Annotated in this window: 10 protein-coding genes; 6 read left to right on the forward strand and 4 right to left on the reverse strand. The window is 55.3% G+C overall.

The genetic code is table 11. The features are described from left to right. The first annotated feature begins 128 nt into the window (after nucleotides 1-128). Together AC5TBW_RS00550 and AC5TBW_RS00555 are read left to right on the forward strand one after the other, a co-directional pair. The gene (locus tag AC5TBW_RS00550; protein ID WP_495510258.1) at nucleotides 129-2,240 is read left to right on the forward strand and encodes an adenosylcobalamin-dependent ribonucleoside-diphosphate reductase; all 2,112 of its coding nucleotides are present in this window, start codon (nucleotides 129-131) and stop codon (nucleotides 2,238-2,240) included. A gap of 57 nt (nucleotides 2,241-2,297) precedes the next feature. After that, nucleotides 2,298-3,092 carry a ribonucleoside-diphosphate reductase gene (locus AC5TBW_RS00555; protein ID WP_495510259.1) on the forward strand — a complete coding sequence of 265 codons (795 nt, stop codon included), beginning with the start codon at nucleotides 2,298-2,300 and terminating at the stop codon, nucleotides 3,090-3,092. 54 nt (nucleotides 3,093-3,146) lie between these two features. Here AC5TBW_RS00555 and AC5TBW_RS00560 read toward each other — a convergent pair whose 3' ends face one another. Both AC5TBW_RS00560 and uvrA read right to left on the reverse strand, forming a co-directional pair. Further along, the gene (locus tag AC5TBW_RS00560; protein ID WP_495510260.1) at nucleotides 3,147-3,890 is read right to left on the reverse strand and encodes a Crp/Fnr family transcriptional regulator; all 744 of its coding nucleotides are present in this window, start codon (nucleotides 3,888-3,890) and stop codon (nucleotides 3,147-3,149) included. A 165-nt stretch (nucleotides 3,891-4,055) separates the two neighbouring features. Continuing rightward, nucleotides 4,056-6,902, reverse strand: a complete 2,847-nt coding sequence (gene uvrA, locus AC5TBW_RS00565) for an excinuclease ABC subunit UvrA (RefSeq protein WP_495511889.1) — start codon at nucleotides 6,900-6,902, stop codon at nucleotides 4,056-4,058. 183 nt (nucleotides 6,903-7,085) lie between these two features. On the opposite strand from uvrA, the gene AC5TBW_RS00570 reads away from it, so the two are divergent. The 4 genes from AC5TBW_RS00570 to AC5TBW_RS00585 all read left to right on the forward strand — a co-directional run bounded on the left by AC5TBW_RS00570 (nucleotide 7,086) and on the right by AC5TBW_RS00585 (nucleotide 10,893). Continuing rightward, a complete protein-coding gene (locus AC5TBW_RS00570) occupies nucleotides 7,086-8,465 on the forward strand; it encodes an MFS transporter (RefSeq protein WP_495510261.1) in 1,380 nt (459 codons plus the stop codon). 100 nt (nucleotides 8,466-8,565) lie between these two features. Next, nucleotides 8,566-9,207 carry a single-stranded DNA-binding protein gene (locus tag AC5TBW_RS00575; RefSeq protein WP_495510262.1) on the forward strand — a complete coding sequence of 214 codons (642 nt, stop codon included), beginning with the start codon at nucleotides 8,566-8,568 and terminating at the stop codon, nucleotides 9,205-9,207. 52 nt (nucleotides 9,208-9,259) lie between these two features. Then, a complete protein-coding gene (locus AC5TBW_RS00580) occupies nucleotides 9,260-10,150 on the forward strand; it encodes a sugar nucleotide-binding protein (RefSeq protein WP_495510263.1) in 891 nt (296 codons plus the stop codon). Further along, nucleotides 10,147-10,893 (forward strand): lysophospholipid acyltransferase family protein, encoded by a 747-nt coding sequence (locus AC5TBW_RS00585; protein WP_495510264.1) that lies wholly within the window; start codon nucleotides 10,147-10,149, stop codon nucleotides 10,891-10,893. The genes AC5TBW_RS00580 and AC5TBW_RS00585 overlap by 4 nt, the downstream gene beginning before the upstream one ends. A 109-nt stretch (nucleotides 10,894-11,002) precedes the next feature. On the opposite strand, the gene fabB is transcribed toward AC5TBW_RS00585, so the two are convergent. Beyond that, a complete protein-coding gene (gene fabB, locus AC5TBW_RS00590) occupies nucleotides 11,003-12,220 on the reverse strand; it encodes a beta-ketoacyl-ACP synthase I (protein WP_495510265.1) in 1,218 nt (405 codons plus the stop codon). Between the two features lie 13 nt (nucleotides 12,221-12,233). Next, nucleotides 12,234-12,749 carry a 3-hydroxyacyl-[acyl-carrier-protein] dehydratase FabA gene (gene fabA / locus AC5TBW_RS00595; RefSeq protein ID WP_495510266.1) on the reverse strand — a complete coding sequence of 172 codons (516 nt, stop codon included), beginning with the start codon at nucleotides 12,747-12,749 and terminating at the stop codon, nucleotides 12,234-12,236. Nucleotides 12,750-13,033 lie beyond the last annotated feature (284 nt).

Consider the following 13,033-nt stretch of genomic DNA (forward strand, 5'->3'; position numbering starts at 1 on the left):
ATATGGTAGAAAAGAGCAAAAAAAGCGCCCCATATAGTGGAAAGTCAAGTCTATACTTCATTCCGATGCCACGTATAATCGCCCCATTTAAGCGCTATATTCACCCCGTTGTGAAGGAGTTTTGCGATATGAGCACCGCTGCTAAGGCTATGAAGACCTCTAACGATGTCCCGATGCAGGCCCCTTCGCGGGAGATCTGGGATGCCAAATATCGTCTCAAGGATCGTCATAGCCAGCCCGTCGATCAGGACGTTGGTGCCACGTTTGAACGGGTTGCTCGTGCCCTAGCAGCGGTAGAAGGTGACAAAGCGGAAGAGTGGCTGCCGAAATTTCGCTGGGCGCTGGAAAATGGCGCCATCCCGGCTGGTCGTATTCTTTCCAACGCGGGCGCTGAGGCGTATAAGCCAGCGGTGAGCCTGATTAACTGCACCGTCTCGCGCACGATTCGCGACTCCATGCGCGATATTCTCGACTCGGTGGTCGATGCGGGCATGACGCTGAAATCCGGCGCAGGTATTGGTTACGACTTTTCGACGCTGCGTCATAAAGGCGCGTTTGTATTCGGCGCTGGCGCGGGCACTAACGGCCCGCTGGCGTTTATGGATATCTACGACAAGATGTGTTTCACCGTGGCATCTGCCGGTGGCCGCCGTGGCGCCCAAATGGGCACCTTCGATGTGGGCCACCCGGATGTACGCGAGTTTATCCAGGCCAAGCGCGAAGCAGGTCGCTTGCGTCAGTTCAACCTATCGCTGTTGATCACCGATGAGTTTATGGAGGCGGTCAAAAATAACACCGATTGGCCACTGGCCTTTCCGCTCCACCCCGGTGAGAAAGACGATGTCAAAGCGGAAGACCTCCTCTATCGAGACTGGCCGGTCGTCGAAGAGGGCTACACGGTGGATGCCGAAGGCCGCGTTGCCTGCCGCATTATTGAAGTGATCAAAGCGCGGGAACTGTGGGACACCATCATGTCCTCCACCTACGACTACGCCGAGCCGGGCTTTATCCTGATCGACCAAGTTAACCGCATGAACAATAACTGGTTCTGCGAGGATATCCGCGCCACCAACCCGTGTGGCGAGCAGCCTTTGCCGCCAGAAGGCGCCTGCCTGCTGGGTTCTGTCAACCTGACCAAGTTCGTTATCGACCCCTTCGGCGCCGAGCCGCGCTTTGACTGGGAACGCTATCGCAAAGTGGTCGCGATCTTCACGCGTATGCTCGATAACGTGGTCGAGATTGCCGGTCTGCCACTGCCCCAGCAGCAGCGCGAAATTGAAGCCAAGCGCCGCCACGGGATGGGCTTTTTGGGCTTGGGCTCAACGCTTACCATGCTCAAAATTCCCTACGGCTCTAAGCAGTCGCTGGTGTTCACCGATGAGGTGAGCCGCCATTTGGCGATAGAGGGTTGGAAGCAGGCGTTGGAGCTCTCTCAAGAGAAGGGCATGGCCCCGGTGCTAGAGCAGGAGCACACCATTACCCCAAAAATGCTGCGCGAGCGTCCACAATTGGCCAAAGATGGCTACGAAGTAGGGGATCAAGTGCCGGGACGCATTCTTCACGCCCGTTACAGCCAGTATATGGCCCAGGTGGCGGAGCTCGAGCCTGAGCTTGTGGCACAGCTAGCCGAGCATGGCGCGCGCTTTACCCACCACAGCTCGATCGCGCCCACAGGTACGATCAGTCTGTCGATGGGCAACAACGCCTCCAATGGTATCGAGCCCTCATTCTCGCACCGCTATTTCCGCAATATTATCCAGTCGGGTAAGAAGACCAAAGAGCAGGTCGAAGTCGTCTCCTTTGAGCTGGCCGCCTACCGCCACTTTATCGCCGCCGACGCCCTGGACAGCGATCTTCCTGATTACTTTGTTACCGCCGATGCTATCTCCCCCGAGCAGCACGTCGCCGTTCAGGCCGCGGCGCAACACTGGGTCGATTCGGCGATCTCAAAAACGGTCAATGTGCCGACCGACTTCCCCTTTGAGCAGTTTCAGGATCTCTATTTGCAGGCTTATGAAAGCCGCTTAAAAGGCTGCACTACCTTCCGCTTTAACCCTGAAGCCTTCCAAGGCGTGCTGGTGCGTGAAGATGATCTGAAAAACACCACCTACGTATTTGAGCTGGAAAATGGCGAAACCCTTGAGCTCAATGGGAGCGAAACGGTGATTTATGACGGTGAAGAGCATAATGCTGCTAATCTCTTTGATGGCTTAAAAGAAGGCACCTACGGCAAATGGTGATGCCGCGCTACGCGCTATCTGTTTAAAAACGCACACCTTTGCTAAGTGGAGAACACCATGGCTGTAGAAATTACCTCAAAAATTGTGGGTTACCGTATCAAGCAGCATGAGCAGGCCGTGCCTGTTCCTGCGTTACAAGATGAAGATCCGCTAACGGTGCGTATACCTTCCCGCCCGGAAGGCACTTTAGAAGCCGTGTCTGAAAAGATTTCATACGTAGGTGCGGAAGGGCGTAAAAAAGTCTATCTGCTGGTGTCGTTTATGCCGGTGGAAGGCGTGATTGGCAGTAAGCGCGTGGTGATTGAGCGTCCGGTGGAGTTCTTCTTCCCCTCAGGTCAACTCTCCAGTGAGCACCAGTGGATCACTGCGACCATGCGTAGTCTTTCGCTGGCGGCCCGGGGCGGTTACGTTACCCAGGCGGTGGCGGATCTGCGTAAAGTGGCCTGGGACAAAGGCTTGGTGCGCTGCGGCATGAACCGCTGGAACAAGCCGATGTTCCACGATTCGGAAGTGGCAGCGATAGCCTGGTCGATTCAGCAGATTCTTTATCGCCGCGGTTTTCTGGATCGGGATGGCAACCAAGTACCGGTTGAGCAGTTGGTCGAGCGCTACGCCCACCGCATGACTCATGGCCACGCCTGGCAGCCCGGCGCTGAAGAAGAAGCGAATGATGCTCCCGTTGAAACAGGCGCGGTAGAGCCTATCGGCGGAGATAAGGCAACAGCGGGGAAAAAGCCTGAAGGCAGCGGCCCAGCCATAGTGGGTAACTGCCCAGAGTGCCGCGGTGAACTGATTATGATGGATGGCTGCCCCACCTGCTATGCGGGCTGTGGCTGGTCAAAGTGTGGTTAGGTTGAGCGTAGGCTTTGTTAAAAAAAAACCGCGTGCTAACGGCACGCGGTTTTTTTATGCAGATTCGCCTAATAGGGGGCGGACGTTGTCGGTGAGATAGCAATCGTCAAACTGCCCTTCGATACTGAGCGCTTTCAAGTTCGGTATTGTCAGGTGGTGGCGGTCGCGAAATACCAAGCCATTTTCGCTAAGCGCTGTAAAGGTGCGGCTTACGTGTACCGGGCTTAGTCCGAGCACATCGGCGAGCTGTTCCTGAGAGAGCGGCAGGCGGAACTGGTTGCTAATATCCGGATTCGTTTGACGCAATCTTAAATACATTTCATACAGAAAATGCGCCATTTTTTGGCGAGCGCTGCGTCTAGCCAGGGTGACCAGCCGCTCGGTCATTAGCGCCTGTTGGCGACTACCGATGGCAAACATCACCGCCGTGAGCGGCAGTGACTGCCGAAATATTTCCAGCATTCGCTTGTGCGGGAAATGACAAATCACGCCGTCATCAATCATGCGTACATTCTCAAGACGGTCGGAGAAGGCAAATTCTCGTAGTCCAATAATGTCACCTGGTAAAAACACTTCCAGAATTTGCCGATCGCCGTTTTCTAAATGGCGGTAGGAGTAGGCCCAGCCGCTTTTCAACGTGCAAAACTCATTGGCTGCATCGCCCATTTCCCATAGGATCGTGCCCGATTTTATATCGGTAGGGCTCTCTTCGAGGGTGAGGAGTAATTTTTTCTCCTCCTCCGTCAACGAACAGTAGTGGCTAAAATGCTTGATAATGCAGCTTTTTTCTTCATTCATGATGTATCCCTCTAACAGAGGCTTGCATAATACTGCTAACTATTAACTGCTCGATACTATAAACAATCTGGCCGCGTGCTGCTTAGCCGGAAAGTACTAACGAGTGTGCTTATTTCGTTTGAGGGTGAGCAACTGCGCTCACCCTTCGATAAACACCCAGTGTCGTCAGCGTTGGGTCGCGCGATTGCCTCGCGCTAATAGTGGCGCTAAGAAGCGGCCGGTATGTGAGACGTCCTGTTTGGCGATCTGTTCAGGCGTCCCCTCAGCGATGATCTGCCCGCCACCTGAACCCCCTTCAGGGCCAAGGTCGACAATCCAGTCGGCGGTCTTGATCACATCCAGGTTGTGCTCAATGACCACAATGGTGTTGCCGTGGTCCCGCAGCCGGTGGAGTACCGTCAGCAGCTGGCGAATATCCTCAAAGTGCAGTCCGGTGGTCGGCTCATCCAAAATATACAGTGTTTTGCCGGTGTCACGTTTGGCCAGCTCGCGGGCGAGTTTAACCCGCTGGGCTTCCCCGCCTGAAAGCGTGGTAGCGCTTTGACCTAGGCGAATATAGGAAAGCCCCACATCGAGCAAGGTTTGCAAGCGGCGCGCAATAGCGGGCACGGGGCTAAAGAATGCCAGCGCGTCTTCCACCGTCATGGCCAGCACTTCGTGGATCGTTTTGCCTTTATAGTGGATATCCAGCGTTTCGCGGTTGTAGCGCTTGCCTTTACAGACGTCGCAGGGCACGTAGATATCCGGCAGAAAGTGCATCTCTACCTTAATCATACCTTCGCCCTGGCACGCCTCACAGCGCCCGCCCTTAACATTAAAGCTGAAACGGCCGGGCTTATAGCCCCGCGAACGCGCTTCCTGGGTGCCCGCAAACAGCTCGCGAATCGGCGTGAAAATACCGGTATAGGTGGCCGGGTTGGAGCGCGGTGTACGCCCAATGGGACTCTGATCGATATCGATCACTTTATCGAGCTGATCGAGCCCTTCGATCTTTTCATAGGGCGCGGCGGTCAATGTCGTCGCGCGATTTAATTCGCGAGCCGCAATCGGCATCAAGGTGCCGTTGATCAATGTCGATTTGCCCGAGCCGGAAACACCGGTGATGGCGATAAACAACCCCAGCGGCAGGCTAAGCGTGACATTCTGCAGGTTATTGCCAGTCGCGCCGCGCACCATTAATTGCTTTTCTGGATTGCCGGGAATGCGGTAGGGCGGTACGGCGATCTCCCGGGTGCCCGATAAGTATTGGCCGGTCAGCGAGTTGGGGTTATCCATGACGTCTTGCGGCGTGCCCTGGGCGACGATTTCACCGCCATGCACGCCGGCGCCTGGGCCGATATCCAGCACGTGATCAGCGGCGCGAATGGCGTCTTCGTCGTGCTCGACCACAATCACGGTATTGCCCAAATCGCGCAGCCGCTCAAGGGTTTTTAGTAGTCGGTCGTTGTCGCGCTGGTGCAAGCCAATCGACGGCTCATCGAGAATATACATGACCCCAACAAGCCCCGCGCCAATCTGACTGGCTAAGCGGATACGCTGGGCTTCACCGCCGGATAGGGTGTCGGCGCTGCGCTCCAGGTTGAGATAATCGAGCCCCACATTGACCAGAAACTCCAGTCGGGCATGAATTTCGTGCACGATCTTGTCGGCGATCTCGCCTTTACGACCCGGCAGCGTCAGGTCGGCAAAATAGCGCCACGCTTCGCCAATCGGAAAACGTACAATCTCGGCGATATTGTGATCATCCACGTAAACATGGCGTGACTCTTTACGCAGCCGTGAGCCGTTACAGGTGGCGCAGGGCTGCACGGCGATGTATTTCACCAAGTCATCGCGAACCATATTGGATTCGGTTTCCCGATAGCGGCGCTGCATATTGGGCAGCACGCCTTCGAAAGCATGTTCACGGGTCACTTTACGGCCGCGATCACCCACGTATACAAACGGGATCTGCTCGTCGCCACTGCCGTTTAAGATAACCTCCCGCTCATGGCGGGCGAGCTCTTGCCAGGGGGTTTCCAGTTCAAAGCGGTAGTGCTTGGCCAGTGCCTGGAGCTGGGTAAAGTAGTAAATATTACGTCGATCCCAGCCTTTGATCACGCCTTCGGCCAGCGATAGCTCCGGATGACTAATCAGCTTGTCGGGGTCAAAATACTGTTGTACGCCCAGCCCATCACAGGTAGGGCAGGCGCCCGCCGGGTTATTGAACGAAAACATCCGCGGCTCAAGTTCCGCCAGCGAGTAGCCGCACACCGGACAGGCAAAGCGCGATGAGAAGGCAATATCGTCGCGCTCGCCGTCCATAAAGTGAATCATGGCGGTGCCGTCTGCGAGGTTCAGCGCCGTTTCAAAGGACTCAGCCAAACGCTGGGCAAGATCATCGCGTACCTTAAAGCGGTCAACCACCACGCTAATATCGTGTTTTTTACGCTTATCCAGCGGTGCAACGTCATCCAGTTCGAGCACCTGGCCGTCGATCAGTGCGCGCACAAAACCCTGGGCACGCAGCTCGGCTAATAGCTGTAAATGTTCGCCCTTGCGGCCTTTGACCACCGGCGCCAGCAGCATCAGCTTGGTGCCTTCGGCGAGATTCATCACCTGATCGACCATTTGTGAGATCGTTTGGGCTTCAAGGTCTTCGCCGTGCTCCGGGCAGCGTGGTGTCCCGGCACGGGCAAACAGCAGGCGCAGGTAGTCGTAAATTTCGGTGATGGTGCCCACGGTCGAGCGTGGGTTGTGAGAGGTGGACTTCTGCTCAATGGAGATCGCAGGTGACAGCCCTTCGATGTGATCCACATCGGGCTTTTCCATCATCGACAGGAATTGGCGCGCATAAGTGGAAAGCGATTCCACGTAGCGGCGCTGCCCTTCGGCGTAAAGCGTGTCAAACGCTAATGATGATTTACCCGAGCCGGATAGGCCGGTAATCACAATTAGCTTGTTACGGGGCAGCTCCACATCGATCTGCTTGAGGTTGTGGGTGCGGGCACCCCTGACCAGAATGCTGTCCATCAACACCTCGAATCGCGCGGCAAAAGCGCGATTATACGTTTGTCGGCACCCTCCCGGCAAAACAGCTTTCATAACCTGCGGCAACTCGCGACGTTTCCAGCGCCAGCCCAAACCGCTAGAATAGGAGATGGTCACAATTCACAATGACTCACCACATGCTTAACCACCATATAAAAGGGCATTATGCGCAAGGTTTCCGCACTATTGCTGGCCTCTGAACGTCGTGCGATCAGTGGTTTGGCCGGGCTTTATGCATCGCGCATGCTGGGTCTGTTTATGGTGCTACCCGTGTTGGCGCTATATGCCGACACACTTTCAGGGGCCACTCCACTGTTGGTGGGTGTGGCGTTGGGTATCTATGGTTTAACCCAGGCAACGCTACAAATTCCGTTTGGCTTACTCTCGGATCGGATCGGGCGTAAGCGGGTGATTGCCATGGGGCTGGTGATTTTTGCACTCGGCAGCGTGGTCGCCGCGCTCTCCGACAGCATTGCTGGCGTGATAGCCGGGCGAGCGTTGCAGGGAGGGGGAGCCGTGGCCGCAGCGATCATGGCGCTACTGGCGGACCAAACCCGTGAAGAAATTCGCACCGCCGCTATGGCCACCATTGGGCTCTCAATAGGTGTTTCGTTTGCCATTGCCATGGTGTTGGGACCTTGGCTTGCCGCCTGGGCGGGGCTGGCGGGCGTGTTCTGGTTTACCGCGTTACTGACACTGGTGGGATTGCTGGTATTGTGGCGCTGGGTGCCTGCCGCCCCAAGACGACGGCGCCATCGCGATGTCGGCATGGATCGGCAGCAGTTTAAAAGCGTGATCACCCGTCCCGATTTATGGCGGCTGGATCTGTCGATTTTTGCTCTGCACTTAGTGCTCATGGCGATATTTGTTGCGGTACCTTTTCGTCTGTTAAACGCCGGTGTGGCGATTGAGTACCATGGGCTGGCATATCTTGGCATTATGGCGCTATCGTTTGTTGCCATGGTGCCACTGATTATTGTGGCCGAGAAACAGCAGCGCATGCGCTTGATGTGCTTGGTAGCGATTGGCGCTATTGTGATTAGTTTAGCGGGGCTGGGACTACCATTATCGCCAGGTTATTGGCTGTTTGTATGGCTGTTTGTGTTCTTCACCGGATTTAATTTGCTGGAAGCGACGCTACCTTCCATGCTCAGTAAGCTGGCCCCGGCGGGCGCCAAAGGAACTGCGATGGGGGTGTACTCCACCAGCCAATTTTTAGGCGCTTTTTTAGGCGGTACGCTAGGCGGCTTGCTGGCTCACTATGGTGGTCTCAATGCGGTCTTTATTGGCTGTGCCGGGCTGGCGCTATGCTGGTGGATCGCCATGTGGCGGATGCCCGCACCGCCCCCGCTCTCCAGCGAAGTGGTGGCGCTCCACGAGACCCAGGTCGATGCGCTCGACCTGTTGATGGAACATTTAGCCGATGTCGTCGGCGTGGAAGATGTCATGGTGGTGCCGGAAGAGCGCTTGGTCTATTTAAAGGTGAACCGAAAGCAGCTTGATCAGGCAGCGTTGACTAAGCTAATGGCACCACCCAAATCTTAACTGAGATGGGGTTTCACTCAGTCGAATGTTAACTCAGCCGGGCCGTGATATGGCTCAGCTTGCAACTAATCCTACGTGACATCTATTAAAGGAGCGCCTTATGGCTCGCGGCATTAACAAGGTCATCTTGATTGGCAACCTCGGACAGGATCCAGAGGTGCGTTTCACCCCAAGCGGTACGGCCGTAGCGAACTTGAATTTGGCGACGACCGATACCTGGATGGATCGCCAGAGTGGGCAGCGTCAAGAGCGGACCGAATGGCACCGCGTGGTGATGTTCAATAAAACCGCCGAAATTGCCCAGCAGTACCTGAAAAAAGGTTCCAAAGTTTACATTGAAGGGCGCCTGCAAACCCGTAAGTGGCAGGATCAGAACGGCCAGGATCGTTACTCGACAGAAATCGTCGCGAACGATATGCAGATGCTTGACGGTCGTAGTGGTGACTTCCAAGGCGGCGGCGCTCCGCAAAATAACTATGACCAAAATTCTGCGCCCCAGAACGGTCCTGCTCAGAACAGCCCCGCGCAGAATAATCAGGGCGGCGGTTATCCTCAGCAGGGTGGGGCACGACAAGAGGGTGGTAATTATGCAGGCGGACAGCCTCCTCAGCAGCCGCCACGCCCCGCGCAACCAGCGCCTCAGCAGGGCAATCAAGCCCCACCGCCCAACCAGCAAAACAGCAGCTACGGTGCGCCAGACCCGGGTAACTTCGACGACTTCGACGATGAGATTCCGTTCTGAGGACGCTAATAGCTGAGCCCCAAAGGGCAGGGCGTGATGAGGAGAGGCTGTTTTGAAGCTGCTTATACTGGATGCCGGGCACTGCTTAAGCTTGGCACTAGCCCGGGAAGCAAGCCGTCGCGCCGATACAGAGTTAGTCATTGAACAAGGGACGACCATAACGCCATCGCGCCTTGAAGCGCTTGCGCCTGACGCGGTGATTATTCCGCCGTTGGCACGCCCCTTAAACATGACGCCAGCGGATGTTACCGCACATGCTGACGCGGTAGACATCTGTTTGGATGCCTGCCTAACCCAAGATGTAGCCTTGGTATGGTGTGTCTCTGATCAGCTTTACGAAGACGGCTTGGAAGTCCCCATTGATGAACATGTGGTGCCTGCTCCGCGAGACGAGAGTTTGCGCCGTTTGGTGCAGACCGGTAATCGCATACGCGCGGAATGTCAGCGCCACTTGATTGTCCGGCTAGGTCCGCTGTTTGCGCTGGAAGGCAGCCATGCATGGCTGAACGACATCATCGATAATCTAGTGTTAGGAAAAGCAGTGCGCGCAGCAGAAGATGTGATTTTTTGCCCGACCTCAGCCGATGCTGTTGCCATGGCGCTGATCGGCATGCTGCAGCAGCAGGCCAGTGGTGCTGATGCGTGGGGCGCTTATCATTTGGCGGGTACCGAACCGGTCAGCGCCTTTACGTTTACCTCTATGGTACGTACTCAGCTGTTAACGCATCTTGAAGGCCGCGGAGAGCAAGTCTCTCTCGGTGAAGTACAGCCGCTTAAACATCATCATGATGCCAAGCTGCGACGCGTCTTAAATTGTCGTCGCGTGTTAGATGTCTTTGGTGTCCATCAGAAGCCGTGGCGATTAGAGGCTGGACGCATGTTGGATGCCTGGTGTTTAACCCGTGAACGTAAACGTGACAGCGATACAGGAGCGTCGGCTTGATAAATGTGGTTCGCAGTCTGGTGTTTTATGCCGGCTACTTTTTTGCCATGCTGATGATTGGCATCCTGTTTCTACCCATTGCCCCGTTTCTTCCGCTGTCTGGCCGCTACCGCTTACTCAATTTGTATAACTACTTTTTGATGGTGTGGTTCCGTATTGCCTGTGGCGTGCGCTATGACATTCAGGGTCGGGAAAACTTGCCTAGCGGGCCCTGTGTGATTCAGGCCAATCACCAGTGTGAATGGGAAACGGTGTTTCTGCAGGTCATGAAGCCTCCCGTATGTACCGTACTGAAACGCGAGTTACTACGTCTACCGATCTTTGGCTGGGGGTTGCGCTTGCTGCGTCCGATCAGTTTGGATCGCTCCAAACCGGCGCGAGCGATGAAGCAGGTGCTGACTCAAGGCGTCGAACGTCTCGGTACCGGCATGTCGGTGTTGATTTTTCCGGAAGGTACGCGGGTGGATCCGGGGATCCGCAAACGCTATAACAAAAGTGGCAGCGTAGTGGCGTGTCGTGCAGGGGTGCCGGTCTTACCGGTGGCGCATAACGCTGGAGAGCGCTGGCCAGGGCGCCACTGGGTTAAGCGGCCAGGCGTTCTGCGTGTGCGCATTGGTAAACCTATTGAGACAGCGGGACGCATGCCGGATGAGGTGCTTGCGGAAGTAGAAGTGTGGATCGAAGCGCAGTTACAGGAAATTTCGGAAGTGCCGCGGCCTACCTCCCGTCCTAGTTCACGTTAAAGCGCTCTGCTTTTTGGTTACATGCTTCGTCAGCCACTGTGATATTAAACGACAATGGCGCCCACTGGGCGCCATTGTCGTTTTCATCATGCCTGCACTCTTATCAGCGTCAGTCGTTAAAACGCTGGAAGACTAAACATGCATTGGTGCCACCAAAACCGAAGCTATTCGACAAGGCGCGCTCTATCGTAACGCCATCGCGGCATTCGGTCACAATGTCAAAGCCTTCGGCTTGATCATCGAGATCGGTAATATTCGCTGAAGCTGCTACAAAGTTGTGTTGCATCATCAGCAGCGAATAAATCGCTTCTTGTACACCTGTGGCCCCTAGTGAGTGACCGGTGAGCGATTTGGTTGAGCTCATTGCGGGCGTAGTATTACCGAACACTTCGCGAATTGCCTTAAGCTCGGCAACATCGCCTACGGGCGTCGAGGTGCCGTGGGTATTGATGTAGTCAATATCGCCTTCGACTGTTGCCATCGCCTGACGCATGCAGCGCATGGCACCTTCACCCGAAGGGGCGACCATGTCGTGACCATCAGACGTTGCGCCGTAACCCACCAGTTCGCCGTAAATCTTGGCACCACGCGCTTTAGCGTGCTCAAGCTCTTCCAACACCAGCATGCCGCCACCACCTGCAATAACGAAGCCGTCGCGGGCCTTGTCATAAGGGCGCGATGCCTGTTCAGGGGTGTCGTTATAGTGGGTAGAGAGCGCGCCCATGGCATCAAACAAGCAAGAGAGTGTCCAGTGTTCCTCTTCGCCGCCACCGGCAAACACCACATCCTGCTTATTGAGCTGAATTTGCTCCATCGCACTACCAATGCAGTGCGCTGAAGTCGCACAGGCAGAAGAGATAGAGTAATTAATGCCTTTGATTTTAAACGGTGTTGCCAGACACGCAGAGACGGTACTGCCCATTGTGCGGGTAACGCGGTAAGGACCAACGCGGCGCAGGCCTTTTTCACGCAGTACGTCGGCTGCTTCAACTTGGTTAGCGCTTGAAGCGCCGCCAGAGCCGGCAATAAGACCAGTTCGTTCGTTGGAGACCTGCTCTTCGCTAAGCCCCGCGTCTTCAATGGCCTGAGCCATAGAGACATAGGCGTAAGCGGCCGCATCGCCCATAAAGCGGCGCAGTTTACGGTCGATGAGTGCGTCAAGATCGATATCGACGCTGCCCGCGACATGGCTACGGAAGCCACGCTCGGCATACTCTTCCTTAAAACGAATACCGCTACGCCCAGTTTTGAGCGCGTCCAGGACCTGTCGTTGGTCGTTGCCAAGGCACGATACGATGCCAAGGCCGGTGACTACCACTCGTCGCATGGGAGCCTCCTGTTCAGAAATTCGCAGTGGAGGTAAATAGGCCAACGCGCAGATCATTAGCCTGATAAATGTCGCGTCCGTCGACTGATACGGTGCCGTCGGCGATACCCAAGATGAGGCGTCGGGTAATAATACGCTTAATATTAATGCTATAGGTCACTTTTTGTGCATCCGGTAAGATCTGCCCACTGAATTTGACCTCGCCGCAGCCGAGCGCACGTCCACGCCCTGGGTGGCCTAGCCAGCCCAAATAAAATCCCACTAGTTGCCACATGGCGTCTAGGCCTAAACAGCCAGGCATAACGGGGTCACCGGGAAAATGGCAATCAAAAAACCATAGATCAGAGCTGATATCCAGCTCTGCGATCAGTTCGCCCTTGCCATGCTCACCACCTTCTTCGTGAATGTGCTTGATGCGGTCAAGCATCAACATGTTAGGAGCCGGGAGCTGCGCATTTCCGGGGCCGAATAGCTCGCCGCGCGAGCAGGCCAGCAGTTCTTCGCGATTAAAGGAATGTTGCTTGGTCACAGAGTCGTTCCGAATATCAAAATGGTTGTTGGCCGCATGCGGCACCGAAAGCCAAGGCATCGCACCGGAGTCTAGCGCCGAGGCACGGCCCGCAAGGCTTGGCCTAGTCTACTTCCCGAACCCCCTGAATGCACGTAACTGACCGTTTATCGGGTATATCTACCCGTTTTAATAGTTTGGTAGTAAGCACTATCGTGTCGGATTAGGTTCAATAACTACCAATTATGCACAAAAAAAGCCCCATTGCCTTAATATCCAGTATCCAAATTTTTAATTAAGCGGCA

Source organism: Vreelandella sp. ssv (genome assembly GCF_059448525.1).